Below are 18,788 nucleotides of genomic sequence, written 5' to 3' on the forward strand. Positions count from 1 at the left end.
CATGGACATGGGGGGCATGGACATGGGGGGCATGGACATGGGGGGCATGGACATGGGGAGCATGAACATCCGTCACCGCGTCGGAGCGCTTGGGGGCATGCGCGCCGCACGGGACGTCCTGGTACGCCTGAGACTCTGGCTGTCGGCCCGGCTCTGGGCGCTGCGCGCGACCCGGGCCCGACGACGCCTGCGAGCCGCCGTCCCCGGACTGCGCCGGATCACCTTCGGACCGACGCGGCTGTACGGCCGTACGGTCGCCGGCTACACCGCAGAGGACGCCGTCGAAGCCGATCTGGAGCGGGTGTGCACCCTGCTGGAGGGGCTCGGCATCCGGTACTTCCTGGTTCCCGCCGACCACGGGCACGGCGCGCCGCGGCAGGTCATCGGCGTCGAGGAGGCATACCGCGGCGCGGTGCTCTCCCGGGCCGCCCAGCGCTTCGCCGGCACCGTCGGGTACGTCGGCGCCGTCGGACCGGACGGCACCGTGACGAACGTGGCGCTGTGGGCCGACGGGAGGCTGCCGCGGGCGCTGCGGCGGGCCGCGGTGCTCCGTACCGGCGTGGTGCGCCTGGGCCCGAAAGGTCAGGTCCTCACCGGCCTCGAAACGGGCTGCGACATCGAGTTCTGGCGTCACGGCCGGGACTTCGCCACCACCGCCCCGGGCACGGATCCCCCCTGGCTCACCGTGCCCGGCAGCCGGTTGCCGGACATCTTCGGCCCGGCGCTGGTCGCCCCGCGCCGTAACCCTGTATCGGAAGTACTCCCGGTGGCGGCGCAGCGTCCGGCCGCCGTCGTGTGCCACCACCGCAGCGTGCCGACGTTCGCCCCGTTCGCCGAGCCGGGCATCGACGAGGTGCGCTTCCCCGTCGACGCCGTGTACACGTGGGTCGACGGGGACGACCCGACGATGACCGCGAAGCGCCGCGCCTTCCAGGAGCTCTCCGACAACATCATCGCTCCGCGAGAAACGGGCGCCTCCCGCTACACCAACCACGACGAACTGAAGTACGCCCTGCGCTCGCTGGAGATGTACGCCGGGTTCATCCGGCACGTCTACCTCGTGACCGACTCCCAGCTCCCCGCCTGGCTGAACCCGGACGCGGAGGGCCTGACGGTGGTAGACCACCGGGACATCCTCCCGGCGGACGCGCTTCCCGTCTTCAACTCGCACGCGATAGAGAGCAGACTGCACCACATCCCGGGCCTGCCGGAGCACTACCTCTACTTCAACGACGACGTCTTCATCAACCGCCCGGTACAGGCCGAGCACTTCTTCCACGGCAACGGCATAGCCAGGATCCCCCTGTCCCCCCTGAAACTCGGCGTAGGCGCCCCACACCCCCTGGAGCCGGCCCCGAACTCCGCAGGCAAGAACGCCCGCGAACTGATCAGACGCTTCCACGGCAGAAACATCACGCACAAATCACTGCACAGCCCACACCCCCAACTGCTCTCGGTCATGCGGGAGATGGAGAGCCTGGGGATAGCGGAACTCGAACAGACCTCCTACTCCCGCTTCCGCTCCACCACCGACGTCGCCCCGGTCTCGACCCTCCACCACCACTGGGCAATCGCAACCGGCCGAGCCGTCCCAGCCGACTACCGCTTCCGCTACATCCAACTGGGCACCCCGGACATGCACCGCCGCCTCTCCCGCCTGGCGTCCGGCGAGGACATCGACTTCTTCTGCCTCAACGACGTGGACACGGCCCCGACGGCGAGACCAGCGGCCCAGGCCGCCATCCACACCTTCCTGGAACGCAAGTACCCGTTCCCGAGCCGCTTCGAGGGGGCGGCTCGAGCTGTTTCCCTCCCGGTCGCACCACTTACGGCGAGAGTCCCGCCGCAGTCGACGCGGGAGGGGGCGCGGCTTCGCGATTGACGCTGCCCGCACTGGGGCCGTTCCCGAAGCACGCCCCGTCGTACTCGCCCTCGGCCACCGGGGCTGCAGGGCATGAGTGGACGTGATCAGGCCGAGCTCAGAAGCGGGGCGCGATCCGCGGAACGTCTTGCCGCGTAGGGCGGGGCCCGAGCCGGTTCACGAGTAGGTCTTGTGGGTCGCACTCTGGTCACCCTCGACACCATGCTGGTGATCGGCACCGAGGACGCCGGCGCCCAGCTCTGGGACCTCGCCGGCCGGTCCCGTCTACCTCTGGGACGCCAGTCGCATTCGACAGCCCAGTGCAGGAACAGCAGCTCTACAGCGCCGCGTCCGGGCGGCCGCCCTACTCCTGAAGCTCACTCCACTGCCTTCATGTACATCTGCTACATTCGTGACATGAGTGATCCGGTGGTCGAATCCATGGCCGAGGTCCGCAGCCACCTCGCTGACGTCGTCGATCGTGCTCGCAGGGAGGAAACGCCGACGATCATCACTCGGCGCGGTAAGCAGGGTCTTCGAACTTGAGCGGTGCGCCCCTGTTGGTCGGCGTCCGCCCCCAGGGCCCTCGTAAGCCGGGGATGTGACACTCCCGCGGAAACTGTCACATCCTCGCGGCTTACCAGTCGGCGCCCGGCGTCCGCGCACCGCTCAACTTCGAAGACCCGGTAAGCAGGAAGCCGTCGTGATCGACATCCAGGAGTACCAGCGCCTGCGTGAGATCGAGGAGAGTGCCGAAGAGGCGTGGCTCAACCAGCTGGCCGACGAGGCCGAGTCCGAGGGTGCGGAGGGGTCGGTCTCGCTCGAAGAGATGGCCGCCTTGCTGCGCGCTCATCAGGGCTGACTCATGGGGTACGTCACGCGGTTCACGCCGCACGCACAGCGCGGCATGCTCAAGATCCCGCGCCCGGACGCCCTCCGTATCCTGTACCGCCTCACCGAACTCCAGAAGGCGATGGACGCGGGGGAGACCGCGTCGTTCGACATCAAGACCCTCCAGGGGCACAGTGCCCGCTGGCGGCTCAGGGTCGGCGACTACCGCGTCGTCTACACCGTCGAGGACGGTCAGCTGATCGTGTGGGTACTGGCTGTCGGCAACCGACGCGATGTCTACCGCCAAGTTCCGTAGGCGGCTCGCAGCGCAGGTGGGTGCGCAATCAGAACTGCCACCGGCGCATACCGAAGGCGGCTCGGCCCTTCAACATCGTGCCCGGTGATGCACTGGCGGAGGATACGAGATTCGAACTCGTGAGGGGTTGGCCCCAACACGCTTTCCAACTGTGGTGGTGGGCTGTGTGCAGGGGCGTTCACCTGTGTTCATGGACGGCCGCTCGCCCGCTATCGGCTTCCGGTCTCCCCTGAACGGCCGCGAACCGCGCTGAATGAGACGGACGATGCAGCGGGGCTCGGTAGCATCCTGGCCGTTGAGGAGGAGTCATGGCACTGGGCCGAAAGGGAGCACGGCGCATCGTCGTTGACGGCACGGCCTACAGGTGGCGGCTGCGACGTAGGCCGACCTACTTTCAGGCGCTGGCCTGGACGCCGTGCACGTTCGCGGCCGAGCATGTAGACGCGTGGGGGACGACACTCGTGGTGACCACGGACCAGCCGCATCCGGGCAACTGGTTCGGACGCGAGGCCAAGCCCGTACTGCCATCCGACGTCGCCCACGCCATCGAACTTGCCCTTCGCGAGGGATGGACCCCCACGGAGCCTGGCTCCCCTTTCTGCCTCGACCTGTCCGCCGGCTTCACGCCCTCGCTCTGAGCAAGGCAAGGAAACCTGAGCTTGGCAAGCTTGGGTGCTTCAGAGGCAAGATGCCTGATGGCCTGCGGTGGAACGATGTCGGCGCCTGACGTCTGCAGCCTGCGTTCCCTGGCATTCCCCGTGGCTTCCCGCACGACCTGGCACGGTTCTGGCACGTCTGCCGGGGGTGCCGACCACAGGAACAAGGGCGTTGTCAGTGGGGGTTGTTAGCTTCCGTGGCAGAGATGAGCCGGTTCGATGTTCTCGCCGAAGATCACGGCGGCCAAGGGGGGTGGCCGGATAGGGGTCCCCGGACCACTGGGTCCCGGGACGCCGAATGGCTCCGCACCCACCCCCCTCACAACCTTCTGAAGACAACAGCTTCTGAGGCGGTTGCGCCAGGTTCTGAGGTGTGTGGGGGAGTCGGTCATCTCGGCGAGGGCCGCGTCCAGGGCGGTGCGGGTGGCCTTCATCACCGTCGGGTCGGGGGCGTAGGGCTGTTCGGCGGCGGTGATGCCCGTGGCGCCAGGCGCCGGTGAGACATGCGAAGGCAGTGAATGTGGCGTTGGTGTTCTGGATCAGGTGGTGGAACCACTCGGCTCCGGGGTTGCTTGCGGCGACGCGGACGGCGTCCTGGTGCTGGGTCAGGTGCAGGTCGGCGGTGTCGCCCGCGAGGAGCCGGGCGGCGCCCGCGGTGGCGTCGGCCATGAGGCGTTCCAGGTCCGCGGCGGCCAGGCCGGTGCCGGGTGGCGGGGCGACGGGCAGTGCTGTGGTGTGGGCGGCGGGTTCCGGGAGTTCGGGCAGTTCGGGGGGCTCTTCGGCCCAGTGGGCGTACGCGGCGGCGGCCAGGATGCCGACCCGGTGCCGGTGGGGCGGCGGTCTCCTGTGCTGCCGTACGGAGCGCGCGCAGCTGGGCGAAGACCTCCTCGCGACCGCGGCCGCGCAGCGCGAAGAGCACGAATGGGTCGGTGCCGATGGTGGCGGCGATGGCGTAGCAGAGCGCGGCGGCGTGCTTGCAGGGGTATCCCCAGTCGGGGCAGGAGCACTCCGGATCGAGCTCGGTGGGCAGTGGGAGCAGTGGGACGCCTGCGTGCCGGGCGTCGTCTACGAGTTCGGCGGGCATCTCGTCGTCGAGAAGTGCAGCGAGATGTCCGGCGCGGGCCGCGATCGTGTCGAGCAAGGTGTCCCACTGAGGGTCGGTGAGGACGGGCAGGTGGACTGAGGAGCGGTACGGGCGCGGGCGGCTGCCCTGGACAGCGGCATTGACCTTGCCCGGAGCGACGGTGACCGGACCGACCATGGCACCGTGCAGGAAGAGAGTGGGGACGCCGCGCTCGGCGAGATGGTTCTCCAGCAGAGACGCCATCTGTTTGTACTGCGTGAAGACCAGCACGGATTCGCCTTCGGCGGTGATGGTGTCGAGCGGTTCGTCGAGCAGGTCGAGCTTGCCGGAGCGGCCCCGCAGGGGAGTGGACTGGCGCAGGCCGTGCTCTCTCAAATACTGGGCGGGGTGGTTGCAGATCTGCTTCAGCGCGGTGAGCAGCTTGAGTACCAGACCGCGTCGGGCGATGCCCTCCGACTCCGCGAACTTCGCCATGGTCTCGCGGACCTGTGCCTCGTACAGGCCGGTCTGCTCGGCCGTCAGCGGGACGACGTGGTCGGTCTCGGTCTTGGGCGGCAGTTCGGGCGCGATGCCGGGGTCGGACTTCTTGCGGCGCAAGAAGAAGGGACGTACGAGACGGGACAGGCGCTCGGCTGCCTCGGGATCCTCGCCCGCCTCGATGGCGCGGGCATGCCGGTCACGGAAGGCGGTGAGTGAGCCGAGGAGCCCGGGGATGGTCCAGTCGAGCAGTGCCCACAACTCGGAGAGGTTGTTCTCCACGGGGGTGCCGGTGAGAGCGACGCGGGCGCGGGCGGGCAGGGCACGCAGTTCGCGGGCGGTGACGGCGTAGGGGTTCTTGACGTGCTGGGCCTCGTCGGCGGCCACCAGCGACCAGGCTGTCTCGGCAAGCACTTCACGGTCGCGGCGCAGCACCCCGTAGGTGACCAGGACGATCTCGTCGCCGGCCAGGTCCTTGAGGTGGCGGTCGCCGCCGTGGTAGCGGCGCACGGGGGTGAGCGGTGCGAATCTGGCGGCCTTCGTCCGGCTGTCCACGGAGGGCCGGGAGCGTTCTGACCTGTGCTGGAACAGTCGGTGCAGGGGCCCCGGATGCCGCTGGACGGAGGCGAATGAGACCAGAGCTGAGACCACCGGCGGTTGGTTCCACCGGCATCGCGAAACCGCCCTGGCCGTGCCGGGAGCGCGGCTGCGGGCGCTCCGTGCGGGACATCCGGCCGGTATAGAGTGCCGGGGCTCCACCCACGCGAAGGGCCATTGCCTTGACGACGATCCAGCAGAGTCGGGCAGGAAGACGGCAAGCCATGCGCCGGATCCGCCCCCGGCGCTCCCCGGCGGTACCCCTCTTGGCGTTGGGCTGGGCCGGTGCGGGAGCCGTGCTGTGGCTGTGGTGGCGGAACACCCCGGCGGTCCCCCTGACGGCCGGCGAGTGGCTGGTGGACGCGGGCCGGATGACCGGGCTGCTGGCTGGCTACGCGATCGCCCTGACGATCCTGCAGATGGCACGTGTGCCGACGCTGGAGCGCCGGGTGGGCTCCGACCGGGTGGCGCGCTGGCACGCGATGACCGGCCGGTACGCGCTGTGCCTGACCGTCGCCCATGTCGTGCTGATCCTGTACGGGTACGCGGCACAGGCGGGCCTGGGCGTCGTGGCGCAGACCGTCTCGGTGGTGACCGACTACCCGTGGATGATCGAGGCGACGGTCGGCACGCTGCTGCTGCTCTTCGTCGGCTTCGTCTCCGCCGGCGCCGTGCGGCGCCGCATGCGCTACGAGACCTGGTATCACCTGCACCTGCTGACCTACGCCGCGGTCTACCTCGCTTTCTGGCACCAGTTGGCGACGGGCAGCGAGTTCGCCGACGACGCGGCGGCCCGTACGGCCTGGTACGCCCTCTACGCCACGGTCGGCGCCCTGCTGCTGTGGTTCCGGGTGCTCACCCCCGTCCGGCTCAACATCCGGCACCGTATGCGGGTCGAGTCGGTCGTACGGGAGGCGCCGGGCGTGGTGTCCGTGCTGATCCGAGGCCGGCGGCTGCACCGGCTGGGTGCCGAGCCGGGTCAGTTCTTTCGCTGGCGGTTCCTGACGAAGGGCCTGCGGTGGACCGCGAACCCCTACTCCCTCTCGGCACCACCCCGCCCCGACCTGCTGCGCATCACCGTCAAGGCGGTCGGTGGGCACAGCGCGGCGCTGGTCGGACTGCGCCCGGACACGCGGGTGTGGGCGGAGGGCCCGTACGGCGCCCTGACGGCCGCGCGCCGCAGCCGCGGCAAGGTACTGCTGCTCGCGGGCGGCGCGGGCATCACCCCACTTCGCGCCCTGTTCGAGACGCTGCCCGCGGCACCCGGCGACCTGACCCTCCTCTACCGGGCCCGTACGCCCGAGGAACTGGCGCTGCGGGGCGAGCTGGAGGCGATCGCGGACGCGCGCGGGGCGCAACTGCTGTACGTCGTGAACAAACCCGACGGCCGCCGGACCGAGATCACCGCGAAGACGCTGCGCGGGCTCCTGCCGGACATCGCCCGGCACGACGTGTACCTGTGCGGCCCGCCGGGCCTGGCCGAGGAGTGGTATGTGGTGCTCCGCAAGGCGGGTGTGCCCGACCAGCTCATCCACTACGAGTCCTTCGAGCTCTGAGCCGGTGTGTCCGCGAGGCCGGTACACAGGTGACACGAGCCCCGCTGCGCGGGTGACACTCGTGGTGCCGCATGCGCTGTGAGCTTCGTGAGGAAGACGCATCCGCTCCGCCGCATGGTGCTGGCCGGCGCCGCCACCGCCGCCACGATCGTGCTGCTGCTCGCGCTCAAGCCGAACACGGACCCGGCGCTCGCCCAGGCCGACGCCGCTCCCAGCACCGGCCTCACCGCTGATGCCTCTTTGTCGGCCTCCCCTACGGCGTCCCCGTCCGCGTCGGCGACGCCGGCACGGACAGTCGGCAAAGAGCGCGCCTCGTCCTCCCCGAGCCCCAGCCGGTCGGCGTCACGCTCCGCGTCCCGGGCCCCGGCCCCCACGAGGACCAGCGGCGCCCCCTCTGCCCCGAAGACCACGTCGGCCGCACCCACGACCCGAACCGTCACCGGTGCCACGGCCCAGACCAAGTACGGTCCCGTCCAGGTACGGATCACACTTACCGACGGCAGAATCACGGGGGCGACGGCCGTCCAGTCCCCGTCCTCCTCGCCGAGGAGCAGGGAGATCTCCTCCACCGCCGTTCCGAAACTCAACCAGGAGACGCTGGCGGCCCAGAGCGCGGACATCGACACGGTGTCCGGCGCCACCTACACCAGCGCCGGCTACAAGCAGTCCCTGCAAAGCGCCTTGGACCAGGCCGGCATCTGAGGACACGGCGGATGCGTCACGTCGAGCACGCCGAGGGGGCTGTCTCCTCCTGCCGCACACGCGCTTCGCCGACTTCTCCGGGAGATCTCGACGCGGCCCACCGTGGTCGCCAGCAGCCGCACATGCCCGCGTTCGGCACGCGTGCGCGCCACACCGTCCGCGCCGGTCACCTCCCGACGGCGCTCCTCCGCCGCGGTGCGGGCATCCAGCTGATCCTGCATCATCTGCCGCATCAACTCCCGCCCCGCGATCAACCCGGCCAACAAGGAGAAGACCTTCCTCTTGCCCCACCCTCATCAGAGGGCGGCCCTGAACGTGATGAATTCGCTTCTCGGGCGAACCCCAGGAGGCGATCGGAAGTCAGGGTAGGCAATTGATGGGTGTTGCGGCTCCAGGCGACTGCGGATGGATGATGGTATGCATCAGACCTGGCCGTAGAGGGTTGGCAGGTCGATCAGCTGGACGCCGGGGTCGGCCTCGGCAATGGCGCGTGCTTTGTCGTTGAAGCCTGCTCCGCTGAAGCAGATGAGCCGGGTGCGGCTCGTGTCGTAGCGTCCGGCCTGGGCGATGAGGTCGCGGATGTGCCGGAGGCGGTCTATGTGGGCCATGCCCATGGCGTCGTTCCATTTGGCCTCCCCGATGGTGAGGAGCGGCGGTTTGGCGCCGTCGGCGATGCCTATGACCGCCACGTCAATTTCATGGCCGATGCGGGCCTTGGGGTCGTGGACCACGCCGTGCCCGACGCGGGCGGGCAGACCGCCCAGGAGTTCGGGGTCGGCGTGGTGGAGGGCCCAGTCGCGACAGACCTGTTCGAAATGAGGTCCGAGGACGTTGCTGACGAAGCGTCGGCGGCTGGCCTGCCAGACCCGTGGCGCACTGCCGGGGCGTTCGAGCTGGTCCCAGACCGGGCGCATGATCGCGTGGTAGAAGCCGATCAGTGGCTCGGCGATTCGGTACGTGGGCCGGTTGTCGCGGAACGCGTCGGCGTCACGGTGCAGTAGTCCCGCATCTTCGAGGACGTTGATGGGGTGCGCGATATCGGTGGCCTTGCGTTCCAGATAGCCGGCCATGCCGCCGCGGGTGGCGTTGCCGTCGGCGACGGCGGCCAAGACGGACAGGTACAGGGCGGTGTCGCGGAGATCGGGTTCTTCGGCGAGCAGGTAGCGGGCCTCGCGGAAGAGGGGGGTCTCGGGGTTGAGGACGGTGCGGACGACCCAGTCGTCGAAGTCGTCCGGTCCCTCGGGGGTGTCGCCGCGGGCGAACTCGCGCCGGTAGGCGGGGGTGCCGCCGACGATCGCGTTGACCTTCATGGCCAGGTGGGGGTCGGTGATGTCCCAGAAGTCGGCGGCGAGGCGGTGGTCGAGGGGACGGACGACCAGTTCCAGCCCGGCCCGTCCACGCAGCGGGGCGTTGCCTGACAGCAGCCGGCCCATGAAGGAGAGCGCAGAGCCGCACAGCAGCAGCCGGGTGCGGGAGCCGGTGCGCTGGTCACGCAGGGGCCGCAGTGCCTCTTGGATGATCGAGGGCAGCTCCGGGTTGGCCTTGACGAGGTACGGGAACTCGTCGATCACGACGGGGACGGGCTGCTCGGAGCCGAGGGCGAGCAGCGCGTCGACGGCCTCAGACCAGTTGGCGAAGTGGAACGGGCTGGCGGGGCGGACGTGGGCGGTCAGTGCGGCGCTGATCCGTCGCAGCGACTCGGCGTCGGCGGCTTCGGTCGCGCCGAAGTAGAACCCTCCGGTGGCACGGCAGGCGGCGTCCAGCAGGAACGTCTTGCCCTGGCGGCGCCGCCCGGAGACCACGCCGAGGGTCGCGCCGGGCTGGTCATCGGTGATGAACCGGCTCAGCGCCGACCACTCGTAATCCCGGTCGAACATCTCGGCAGGCTTGTCCACGCCTTGTCTCCCCCCATAGATAGAAGTACGGTTCCATAAAACATACTCCTATATCTGACCCAGTGTGCATGGTGGACCGCGCATGCGTAAGTCGACGCTCGAGATCGCTGCACGTACCCCTCGAGCGGAGCCGTGCCCGAGGTTCGCCGGGCGGCGGCTGCTCCGTGCGAGAAGAATGCCTTGAATGCCGGAAATAAATGAGACCAAGACTGAGACCAGGGCAAGCCGAAGACCCCGGCCGCTGAGCAGTCCGGGGTCCTCGTTTCGCCTGTTCAGGCGGCTGCGGAAGATACGAGATTCGAACTCGTGAGGGGTTGCCCCCAACACGCTTTCCAAATGTTCGTCTGGGGGTTCGGGGATGCTCGGGGACATCCTGACCTGCGGCGATGCGTGGGGCCGGTTGGTGCGCGGACGGCCCTGGACGGAGGTGAATGCAACCAGAACTGCAACCAGAACTGCAACCAGAACTGCAACCAGCGGCCAGCAGGTTCCTGCTGGCCAGAGGGCTGTGGCGTCCTCAACACGATCGCGGGCCGGGAGCCACGCGACCTGCTGGGCGCCGAGGTGTTCTTCGGAGCCGACCTGGCCGTGTTCGTCACGACCACGCGCTTCAGCGGCCACTCCGAGAGGATGCGCTGCAGAACGGAATCCTCGCCGGGCACCGGGATCACCTCGGACTGTGGAACACCGGGGCCGCCCTGCCGTCCCTGAGTGAGGTGAACGGCCGTGGACAGGGCGAATTCCGTCACCGAGCACGCTGGAAGCGGGCAGAGGGAAGACCGGTGGCTCGCTGCGTCCGGCCCGTACGATGGCGGTACCTCGTGATGGGGCGTGGAGGCGCGATGAGCACGATGTATCCGGAGTACGCGCAGTGGTTGAGCCAGGTGCGGCGTTCGATGAAGTTGCCCAAGGCGGTCAAGCTGCTGTTCGACCAGGGGCGCCTGTACATGTCACCGGTGACGGAGGCGCACAGTGAGGCGCACGATTCGATCCGCTCCCAGCTGACGGAGCAGCTGGGCGGGGAGTCCGGTCTGCACGTCACGCGTGACAAGGGAGTACTGCCAGAGCTGGACGGGTACACGCCCGAGCCCGATGTGCTGGTGGTGGACGCGGGCGCGCTCGGCCCGGCAGATGCGTTCGTCGATCAGAAGCATGTGCATTTCGTCGCGGAGAGCGTGTCCCGTTCGACGGTCGGGCAGGACTACGGGCGCAAGCTCAACCAGTACGCGGCGCGCGGGATTTCGACGTATCTGATCGTGGACGTGCTGACTGGGGAGTGCGTGCTCTACCAAGTGCCGAAGGGTGACGAATACACCTCGGCCGTGCCTTACCGCTTCGGTGAGGAGATCGGGTTCAGCCTGGCCGGGGTCGGTCACGGTGCGCACTGACTTCAAGAAGATCCGCTGAGGCTGTTCCCCCGGCTTTGGCGGCACGGCTCCGTGGCCCTGCCCGTGGTTTCGTATGCTCACCGGAACTGGCTACATCGCGGCGCACACCCATGAGTACGGCACGGGCAGGCACCCGATCGAGCCGATCGACGGGCGCACCTTCACCCCTGACCTGGATGAGTTTCCTCGGCCTGAAGCCGGGGACCACTGACTGTGCTGGTCCGTGTCCGGCCCACGAGGGCGTGTGTCAGCCGACGGGGTAGCCCTGGGCGAGGGCGGACTTGCGGAAGGCGGGGAGCTTGTCGAGGGGGACGGCGAGGTGGCGTTCGCCGAGGCGGGCGCAGTGGGTGCGGGTGCGGCGGTCGGTGGCGAGGAGGGCCGCGACGGCGGGGTGCGCGCACTCGATGAGGTGCACCGGCCCGGTGGCGCGGACCTGGCCGACGCGGCGGGCGGCGTCGGCCAGCAGGGTGGTGACCGTCTGCGGGAGGGGAACGGTGGTGGCGGCGTTCAGATGGTGGCGGAGTTCGGCGAGATCGCGGCCCGTGTGGGCAGCGGCGAGCAGCGAGGCGGGGGTCAGGGTCCACACGCGGTCGCCGGTGCGCTCGGCGAAGGCGTCGAGGAGGAGGGTCTCGGCGGGGGCGAGTCCGTCGAGGGCCACCACGTCGTGGTTGGGGAGCACCTTCAGGCCGCCAGTGCTCTTCGGGGCGGCGTCGGCCGGTGCGGGGGTGGGGAGGTAGGTAGCGGTCTGCCCGGTGGCGTAGGCGCCGAGCGGGTTGGGGCGGAGGGCGAGGAGGCCGTCGTAGCGGCTGATGCAGTCGGTCCAGTCGGCGCCCCAGTTGTCGCGGTAGTCGTCGCGGGCGCCCACCGGCGGCCGGTAGTCCACGTCGATCAGGCCGAGGACGGCGGCGTACTCGAAGAGCACGGCGAGGGTGTAGCGGCCCTGGAGGAGTTCCCAGTTGTGGAACCCGTCATAGCCGAGGCTGCCGTACTCGGGGTCCTCCAGGTAGAGCTTCCACAGGGCGCGCTCGCTGCGGGCGATCTCGGGATCGTGACCGGCCTTGCGCATGGTGCGGAAGAGCGTGTCGACGTCGGTCCACTCACCGGGCGCACAGGCGGCCAGGGCCGCGCCGACCTGGGCCCGGCGCGGCTTGACGGCGGTGAGGACGTTCGCCGCGCGCTGGCCCTTGATCGCTTCGACGCGGGAGAACTCGTCGATCACGCCGCGGCTGAGCCAGCGCCGCCACAGCAGGGCGAGCGTGTCGTGCGTCGGTTTGGTCAGCGCCGCCCTGCCGCGTGCGGTCAGTGCGAGTTTGCCGGAAGCGAGTTCGGCGAGTCCGCCGGCCTGGAGCAGCAGTGGCCAGGCGAAGGACGCGATCGGTTCCTCGGCGTAGAAGTCGCCGCCGCTGAGCGCCTCCGCGACCGCCTTGACCGATGCCGCGGAGGGGCGGAGTGTCTTCTCGCTGCAGCGCAGTCGGCCTGCCGCGCACAGCTGAAGCACCGCCTTCAGGTTGGCCTGCGCCTCGTGCTCGGTCGTGCGTACCTGATGCTCGTCGTGGTTGCTGATCACAGCGGCCCGGTCCCCAGGACGTAGTGGTAGTTGCCTGCGCCGCAGGTGCGCTCCAGCGTGCGTACGATCTTCTGGGCGTCGTCGCGTGGGCCGTTGACGTAGAACGGCTTCCCCTGGCGACCGAAGCCGATCCGCGGGGCGGTCGGGCCGGGCTCGCCGAGGTGTACGGCGGCCTGCGCGAAGTCCGGCGCGGGCTCGAAGCCGAGGGTGCGGGCGTAGGCCACACCACCGTGCACGATGCTCTGCGCCTGCTCCAGGCCGATCCGCAGCGGAGGTTGGTCGAACGCCCGGTAGTAGCCGCGTACGTAGACGTCCAGCGATCCTCCGCCCATCACCTGTGGGCCGACGGTGTCCTTGACGCCGAGGCAGTAGACGTCGACCAGGAACCCGCAGAGGGTGACCCGGCTGGCACGCTCCTGGCGGGCGATCAGGACCTGGGCGAAACCGGCAGCCTCGGGATTCCCGGCGCCTTCGTCGTCCGCGCGCGCCCAGTCGGGGGCCGCGGACAGGTCCAGGTCGGTGCTCCAGCCGGCATTGATCCAGCAGCCCACCACCGGGCGCTCGGTCGGCGTGGCCGTGCTCTGCTGTTCGTGGGCCACCTGGCGCACCAGCGCGCTCGCCCGGGCCGGTTTCAGTCCGAGGGCCCGCGCGATCTGCTTCGGTCCGCTGCCCTTCTCCCGCAACGACCGTACCTGGGACAGTAGTTGCGCATCGTCGTCGTTCACGGTGCCATTGTTCCGCAACGCCGGGGCGCAGGTGCGGGGACTGGCCGTTCCCGTTGTCCCCGGAGGGGAGGCCCGCGTGGGCGCGCGGCCCGAACCGGGCGTTTCCGGGCCGCCCGTCCGTGCCGGGGAAGGCGTTCCCGTACGGGTGAGACGGCCCCCCGCGGTCCCGCTGCTCCGTTGAGCCGGGTCGGGGCGACACGGCCGCGGGAACAGGGAGGAGGGAGTGATGGCCAAAAGTGCGAGGGAGGGGCTGGGCGTGCTGCTCGGCGGGTCGAAGGCGGCGGAGTTCAGCGCCCGGCTCGAAGCACCGGCGGACGGCGTCGGCCTTGAGGTGGCCGGGGTCGGTCCGGTGCGTCTGCCGCTGCGCGCGCCGCAGGTGAGGAAGCTGATCGCGGTGGCGCGTCCGGCACTGTTCGGCCGGGGGGAGGACACCCTGAGCGACAGCAGTGTGCGCGACACCTGGCAGATCCCGCCGGACCAGGTCACGCTGGGCGGCCCGGCCTGGCCGGCGCTGCTCGACGGCGCGCTGGAGTACTTCCGGGGCGAGCTCGGGCTCCCCGCGCCGAGCAGGCTGAGGGCCGAGCTGCACGCGCTCCTCGTGTACGGCAACGGGCAGTTCTTCCTCCCCCAACTCGGAGAAGGACGACGCCATGGTGGGCACGCTGGTGCTGTCGCTGCCCTCGGCACACACCGGCGGCGAGCTGGTCATCGGGCACGCCGGGCAGAGCCGGACCTGCCGTGCGTCGAAGACGGGGCTGAGCCTGGTGGCCTTCTACGCCGACTGCCCGCACGAGGTGACGCCGGTCAGGAGCGGCTACCGGGTGACCCTCACGTTCAACCTGCTGGCCGAGCGAGGGGCCCCGGAGAGGGAGTCCGGCCCGCTCGACGACGTGGCGCACTGCCTGGAGCAACACTTCAACGCACCGGCCAGGAGCAACACTTCAACGCACCGGCCAGGCCGCGCTACGGCGGCCAGGACCTCGATCCGCCCCGCCGTCTTGTCTACCTGCTCGATCACGAGTACACCCAGCGGGGTCTCGGCTGGGACCGGCTCAAGGGCGCCGACGCGGAGCGTGCCGCGGCCGCCCAGGCGGGGTGCGAGACGGTACTCGCCCTCGCCGAGGTGAAGGAGACCTGGGACGCCACACCGGTCGGGTACGACCCCTGCGTGGGTGCCGACGAGGACCACGAGCTCGGCGAGCTGATCGACGACGAGATCACCCTCGGCTGGTGGACCGGTCCGGACGGCGCCGGCGGCGAGCAGATCTCGCTGTACGTCCACGACTACGAGAGCTGCTCCAGTACCCCGAGTGCGGATCTGAAGCCCTATGACTCCCAGTACGAGGGCTACATGGGCAACTACGGCAACACGCTGGACCGCTGGTACCGGCGGGCCGCGGTCGTGGTGTGGCCGCGAGAGCGGGCCTTCGCGGCGCGCAGCGAGGCCGGATCGCGGTGGGCACTCGAGGAACTGCAGGCCCGCATCACCAAGGGCGACCGGGACGGCGCACGCGCCGCGGCCGAGTCCCTCGCGCCGTTCTGGAAGAACAGCGGTGTACAGCCCGGACAGCTGGGGAACGCGCTGCGGGTGGCCGAGGGCCTTCAGGCGCCCGGGACCGCCGCGATGCTCCTTGAGCCATTCCGGATCGATGCGCTCACTCCGGAACACGCGGACGACATGGCCGCGGTGGCGAGGCGGTACGGCGTCCCGTGGCTGGGCCAGGTCACCGAGGGCTGGTTCGGCGGCGCGCACAACCGCTTCGAGGAACACCGGTACGGCTGGACCGAGCGGCTTTCCCAGCTGTGCGCGGCGCTGTGCTCCGCCCGGAGTCCGGCGGTGGCGCAGCTGCTGTTGACCGGGGTCTGGGCCCAGGTGGACGGTGAACTGCGGCTGTGGGCCGAATCCGGGCCGGCCGAGATCCGCCGCGCGCGGTTGGAGCGGCTGAGCCTGCCGCTGCTGCGCATCCTGGAAGCGGCCGACACGAGGCTGCGCGGCCCGATCATGGCAGCGTTGCGTTCCTGCCCGGACACGGTCCTGGAGTGCCTGCTGCCGATGCTGCGCCACGCGGCGCGGGAACAGACGGAGGGCGAGCCCCGGGCGGCGGGGCTCGCAGCGGTGGCACGGGAGTGCGGGGACCGGCTCGGCGCGCTCGCGCGACGGGCGCCGCGCGCCGCGGACGACTGGTCGGTGGCATGGGCCGGGTGCGGTTGCGAGCTGTGCGGCACCCTGGGTGCGTTTCTCGGCTCCCGTTCGCGGCGGACCCTGGAGTGGCCGCTGGCGAAGGACGGGCGACGGCACGTGCACAGCAGGATCGACACGGCCGAGCTGTCCGTAGACCATCAGACCAGGCGGCAGGGACGCCCGTACACGCTGGTGCTGACGAAGACCGAGGAGCTGTTCTCGCGCGAGCGGGCGACCCGCCGCCAGGCCGGAGCCGCCCTGACCTGGCTGGTCTCGACATGGAACCTTTCCGGCGAGGCCGGAGTTGAGCCGAGTCCGTAACACGAGACGTGGTGCAAACGGCTACTGATCTCGGTCGGGTGCCGTGCGACCAGTGGGTTTCTCGGCCGGTGTTTGCGACCTGCACACAACGATTCGTCGGCATTGCTCTACGCAGCGACTTGTTCGCACCTCCTGTTCGGCGGCCGAGTCGTCGCGGGGTGCCGGGCGGCGAAGCGTTTCGAGTTACGAGAGACAGCCCTCTGACAGCCGCGTGCCGACCCGGTCTCTATGACAGTGGGGTGCGCGGGCTCACCTCGTGATCGAGAGGCGGATGAGAACGCCGCGCGCAGATCGACGTCGCTGCGGCCTGCCAGTACCCCCCCCGGCCGTCATGTACACCTGCTACATTCATGACATGAGTGAACCAGTGATCGAATCCATGGCAGATGTCCGCAGTCACCTCGCTGACGTCATCGATCGCGCCCGCCGGGAGGACACCCCGACAATCATCACTCGGAGGGGCAAGCAGGAAGCTGTCGTGATCGACATCCAGGAGTACCAGCGCCTGCGTGAGATCGCGGAGAACGCCGAAGAGGCGTGGCTCAACCAGCTGGCCGACGAAGCCGAGTCCGAGGGTGCGGAGGGGTCGGTCTCGCTCGAAGAGATGGCCGCCTTGCTGCGTGCCGATCAGGGCTGACCTGATGGGGTACGTCACGCGCTTCACGCCGCATGCTCAGCGGGGCATGCTCAAGATCCCGCGCCCGGACGCCCTGCGCATCCTTTACCGCCTCGCCGAACTCCAGAAGGCGCTGGACGCGGGAGGGACCGCGTCGTTCGACATCAAGGCCCTTCAGGGGCACAGCGCCCGCTGGCGGCTCAGGGTCGGCGACTACCGCGTTGTCTACACCATGGAGGACGACCAGTTGATCGTGTGGGTCCTGGCCGTCGGCAACCGTCGCGACATCTACCGCCAAGTTCCATAGGCCCTCCGCAGTGCAGATTGGTGCCGACTGCCCGCCGGGGGCGCGGGGGGTGCGCCTGCCTGTTTGTAGGAATGTCCTGAATGTCGCCTGTAAACGCAACCAAAACTGCAACCGAGGCACGCAGAAGAGTCGAGCCGCAATCGCGGCTCGACTCTTCGTTTTGCCTGTTCAGGCGAGTGCGGAGGATACGAGATTCGAACTCGTGAGGGGTTGCCCTCAACACGTTTTCCAAATGTTCGTCCGGGGGTCCGCCGAGGGGCAGAGGCGTTCTGACCTGCGGTGGAGCGGGTGATGGCGGGCGTTTCGTACGGCGCTGGACGGCGGTGAATGAGACCAAAACTGAGACCAGAACGCCGGGTCAGACCTTCTTGACGACGATCGAGTCCGGAACCAGATGTACCAGGTCGTCCACGTCCGAGGTGAAGACGGTGACCTGTCCCTTCTGCTGTCGCGCGATGACGGCGAGCACGGCGTCGATCGCGTACTTGTGGCCGTGCAGCTTGGCATCAGCCAGGAGGCGGCGGGCCTGGCGGGCCTCGTCCTTTCCGATGTCGGCGACCTTGAGCCGAGAGAGCACCCAGTCCCAGCGCTGCTCGGTGGTTCTGCCGTCGTACGCCTCGACCAGCGTCATAGGAGACGTCACCACCTCGGCTTCGCCTCGGGCCGCGAGGTCGATCCAGGCGATCATCTTCCGGTCGCCTCGTACGGCCAGGGACAGGGCTTCGCAGTCGAGTACGAAGACGCGCAGTGGCCGCTGGGTTTGCTCACCGGCCCGCTTCTTCACGCGGACTCTCCGGCGTCGTGCTTGCCGGCGGTGCGGCGACGCTCGTGCTCGGCGTCGAGATCCTCGAGCTCCTCGAACGCTGCCGTGCGCTCCTCCTCACTGAGGGGGCCGTGTTCCTCCTGCAGCCAGCCGGACAGTTCCCGCAACCGGTCCCGGTCGCGCTTGAAGCGCAGTGCCTCGGCGACGTACGCCGACAGGCCCCGCTCCGCCGCCTCTGACCGGATCTCGTCGAGGAGATCCTCGGGGATCGTCACCGTCACCTTCTTGGTTGATGCCATACAAGAGACCATACTCCTGGTATCGAACCCCTTACCAGTGCGCGGCATCGAACGCTGCATGGCCGGACGGCTCGTCTTTCATGGTGCGGTGAGGCGCGACAGCCGCGCGTTGGCCTGGTCCGGCGCGAAACGGGCAGGGGTGAATTACGTGGCGGACTGAAGTCCGAGCCACACCAGCATGGCGTGGTGTTCCTCATGCGCTGGGTCGGCGAGGACCGCTTTGAGATCGCCGTGGTCGGGAGCGCCGCCGCAGTCCTCGGGCGGGCACGCCCCGGCACCGGGGCACCCAAGCCGGGGCAAGGGCGGACATCAATGTGTGACCAGTGGTCACCCGGCAAGGGGCGCGTTCACTGCATGGGAGAAATGTCTTTGATGCCGCACATAAATGAGACCAAAACTGAGACCAGGGCACGCCAGAGCGTCGGACCGCGAACTGCGGTCCGACGCTCTGTTTCGCCTGTTCAGGCGGCTGCGGAGGATACGAGATTCGAACTCGTGAGGGGTTGCCCCCAACACGCTTTCCAACTGTGGTGGTGGGGTGGTGGGCATCGTTCGGGGGCGTTCACCTGGGTTCACGGGCGGTTGGCCATCGGGGCGGGGGCGGCTCTGGGTCTCGTCTGAACGGCCGTGAACGGTGCTGAATGA

General features: G+C 69.3%; 16 protein-coding genes and 3 pseudogenes. 12 read left to right on the plus strand and 7 right to left on the minus strand.

Features of this window, described 5'->3' with window-relative positions:
• Window positions 1–61 precede the first annotated feature (61 nt).
• The 5 genes and pseudogenes from AQJ91_RS18230 to AQJ91_RS18250 all read left to right on the plus strand — a co-directional run bounded on the left by AQJ91_RS18230 (window position 62) and on the right by AQJ91_RS18250 (window position 3,646).
• The gene (locus tag AQJ91_RS18230; RefSeq protein WP_067022601.1) at window positions 62–1,882 is read left to right on the plus strand and encodes a stealth family protein; all 1,821 of its coding nucleotides are present in this window, start codon (window positions 62–64) and stop codon (window positions 1,880–1,882) included.
• A 396-nt stretch (window positions 1,883–2,278) separates the two neighbouring features.
• Window positions 2,279–2,389 (plus strand): annotated as a pseudogene (locus tag AQJ91_RS18235) (type II toxin-antitoxin system prevent-host-death family antitoxin); the annotation flags it as partial.
• 157 nt (window positions 2,390–2,546) lie between these two features.
• Window positions 2,547–2,723, plus strand: a pseudogene (locus tag AQJ91_RS18240) (prevent-host-death family protein); the annotation flags it as partial.
• 3 nt (window positions 2,724–2,726) lie between these two features.
• Complete coding sequence (locus AQJ91_RS18245; protein ID WP_067022374.1) at window positions 2,727–3,008, plus strand: type II toxin-antitoxin system RelE family toxin; 282 nt, start codon at window positions 2,727–2,729, stop codon at window positions 3,006–3,008.
• 308 nt (window positions 3,009–3,316) lie between these two features.
• On the plus strand, window positions 3,317–3,646 hold the full coding sequence (locus tag AQJ91_RS18250) for a hypothetical protein (protein WP_067022376.1): 330 nt from the start codon (window positions 3,317–3,319) through the stop codon (window positions 3,644–3,646).
• A 451-nt stretch (window positions 3,647–4,097) separates the two neighbouring features.
• On the opposite strand, the pseudogene AQJ91_RS58250 reads toward AQJ91_RS18250, so the two are convergent.
• Window positions 4,098–5,765 (minus strand): annotated as a pseudogene (locus tag AQJ91_RS58250) (SNF2-related protein); the annotation flags it as partial.
• 281 nt (window positions 5,766–6,046) lie between these two features.
• Between AQJ91_RS58250 and AQJ91_RS18260 the strand changes: the two are divergent.
• Window positions 6,047–7,378, plus strand: coding sequence for a ferredoxin reductase family protein (locus AQJ91_RS18260; RefSeq protein ID WP_067022380.1), 1,332 nt, complete (start codon window positions 6,047–6,049; stop codon window positions 7,376–7,378).
• Between the two features lie 78 nt (window positions 7,379–7,456).
• Window positions 7,457–8,080, plus strand: coding sequence for an FMN-binding protein (locus tag AQJ91_RS49565; protein WP_234382478.1), 624 nt, complete (start codon window positions 7,457–7,459; stop codon window positions 8,078–8,080).
• Between the two features lie 422 nt (window positions 8,081–8,502).
• On the opposite strand, the gene AQJ91_RS18275 is transcribed toward AQJ91_RS49565, so the two are convergent.
• Window positions 8,503–9,975: an AAA family ATPase gene (locus AQJ91_RS18275; protein WP_067022386.1), complete on the minus strand. Its 1,473-nt coding sequence runs from the start codon at window positions 9,973–9,975 to the stop codon at window positions 8,503–8,505.
• An 851-nt stretch (window positions 9,976–10,826) separates the two neighbouring features.
• On the opposite strand from AQJ91_RS18275, the gene AQJ91_RS18285 reads away from it, so the two are divergent.
• Entirely contained in the window at window positions 10,827–11,363 is a 537-nt protein-coding gene (locus AQJ91_RS18285; protein WP_234382481.1) for a Uma2 family endonuclease, read from the plus strand.
• Between the two features lie 247 nt (window positions 11,364–11,610).
• Here the strand turns inward: AQJ91_RS18285 and AQJ91_RS18290 are convergent, their stop codons facing one another.
• Window positions 11,611–12,930, minus strand: a complete 1,320-nt coding sequence (locus AQJ91_RS18290) for a helicase-associated domain-containing protein (protein ID WP_234382484.1) — start codon at window positions 12,928–12,930, stop codon at window positions 11,611–11,613.
• Window positions 12,927–13,655, minus strand: a complete 729-nt coding sequence (locus AQJ91_RS18295) for a hypothetical protein (RefSeq protein WP_067022388.1) — start codon at window positions 13,653–13,655, stop codon at window positions 12,927–12,929. Before AQJ91_RS18295 ends, AQJ91_RS18290 begins: the two co-directional genes overlap by 4 nt.
• A gap of 650 nt (window positions 13,656–14,305) precedes the next feature.
• On the opposite strand from AQJ91_RS18295, the gene AQJ91_RS54455 reads away from it, so the two are divergent.
• The 4 genes from AQJ91_RS54455 (at window position 14,306) to AQJ91_RS18310 (ending at window position 17,081) form a co-directional block, all read left to right on the plus strand.
• Window positions 14,306–14,782 (plus strand): 2OG-Fe(II) oxygenase, encoded by a 477-nt coding sequence (locus AQJ91_RS54455; protein ID WP_199847956.1) that lies wholly within the window; start codon window positions 14,306–14,308, stop codon window positions 14,780–14,782.
• Window positions 14,779–16,158, plus strand: a complete 1,380-nt coding sequence (locus tag AQJ91_RS54460; RefSeq protein WP_199847957.1) for a hypothetical protein — start codon at window positions 14,779–14,781, stop codon at window positions 16,156–16,158. The genes AQJ91_RS54455 and AQJ91_RS54460 overlap by 4 nt, the downstream gene beginning before the upstream one ends.
• 355 nt (window positions 16,159–16,513) lie before the next feature.
• Window positions 16,514–16,795 (plus strand): type II toxin-antitoxin system Phd/YefM family antitoxin, encoded by a 282-nt coding sequence (locus AQJ91_RS18305; protein WP_234382486.1) that lies wholly within the window; start codon window positions 16,514–16,516, stop codon window positions 16,793–16,795.
• Window positions 16,796–16,799: 4 nt separating this feature from the next.
• Entirely contained in the window at window positions 16,800–17,081 is a 282-nt protein-coding gene (locus AQJ91_RS18310) for a type II toxin-antitoxin system RelE family toxin (RefSeq protein WP_067022610.1), read from the plus strand.
• A gap of 358 nt (window positions 17,082–17,439) precedes the next feature.
• Here the strand turns inward: AQJ91_RS18310 and AQJ91_RS18315 are convergent, their stop codons facing one another.
• From AQJ91_RS18315 to AQJ91_RS57365, 3 genes are all read right to left on the minus strand, one after another.
• Entirely contained in the window at window positions 17,440–17,865 is a 426-nt protein-coding gene (locus AQJ91_RS18315; RefSeq protein ID WP_067022391.1) for a PIN domain-containing protein, read from the minus strand.
• The gene (locus AQJ91_RS18320; protein ID WP_079085043.1) at window positions 17,862–18,143 is read right to left on the minus strand and encodes a CopG family transcriptional regulator; all 282 of its coding nucleotides are present in this window, start codon (window positions 18,141–18,143) and stop codon (window positions 17,862–17,864) included. Before AQJ91_RS18320 ends, AQJ91_RS18315 begins: the two co-directional genes overlap by 4 nt.
• A gap of 144 nt (window positions 18,144–18,287) precedes the next feature.
• Window positions 18,288–18,443 carry an IS1096 element passenger TnpR family protein gene (locus AQJ91_RS57365; RefSeq protein WP_267891208.1) on the minus strand — a complete coding sequence of 52 codons (156 nt, stop codon included), beginning with the start codon at window positions 18,441–18,443 and terminating at the stop codon, window positions 18,288–18,290.
• Window positions 18,444–18,788 lie beyond the last annotated feature (345 nt).

This window comes from Streptomyces dysideae, assembly GCF_001514305.1.
Lineage (GTDB): Bacteria > Actinomycetota > Actinomycetes > Streptomycetales > Streptomycetaceae > Streptomyces > Streptomyces dysideae.

What these genes read in the sequence shown, in the direction of transcription:
- AQJ91_RS18230 (WP_067022601.1), top strand. Translation starts at nt 62, where the DNA reads ATGAACATCCGTCACCGCGTCGGAGCGCTTGGGGGCATGCGCGCCGCA.
- AQJ91_RS18305 (WP_234382486.1), top strand. Translation starts at nt 16,514, where the DNA reads ATGAGTGAACCAGTGATCGAATCCATGGCAGATGTCCGCAGTCACCTC.
- AQJ91_RS18310 (WP_067022610.1), top strand. Translation starts at nt 16,800, where the DNA reads ATGGGGTACGTCACGCGCTTCACGCCGCATGCTCAGCGGGGCATGCTC.
- AQJ91_RS18320 (WP_079085043.1), bottom strand. Translation starts at nt 18,143, where the DNA reads ATGGCATCAACCAAGAAGGTGACGGTGACGATCCCCGAGGATCTCCTC.
- AQJ91_RS18260 (WP_067022380.1), top strand. Translation starts at nt 6,047, where the DNA reads ATGCGCCGGATCCGCCCCCGGCGCTCCCCGGCGGTACCCCTCTTGGCG.
- AQJ91_RS54455 (WP_199847956.1), top strand. Translation starts at nt 14,306, where the DNA reads ATGGTGGGCACGCTGGTGCTGTCGCTGCCCTCGGCACACACCGGCGGC.
- AQJ91_RS18245 (WP_067022374.1), top strand. Translation starts at nt 2,727, where the DNA reads ATGGGGTACGTCACGCGGTTCACGCCGCACGCACAGCGCGGCATGCTC.
- AQJ91_RS18250 (WP_067022376.1), top strand. Translation starts at nt 3,317, where the DNA reads ATGGCACTGGGCCGAAAGGGAGCACGGCGCATCGTCGTTGACGGCACG.
- AQJ91_RS18285 (WP_234382481.1), top strand. Translation starts at nt 10,827, where the DNA reads ATGTATCCGGAGTACGCGCAGTGGTTGAGCCAGGTGCGGCGTTCGATG.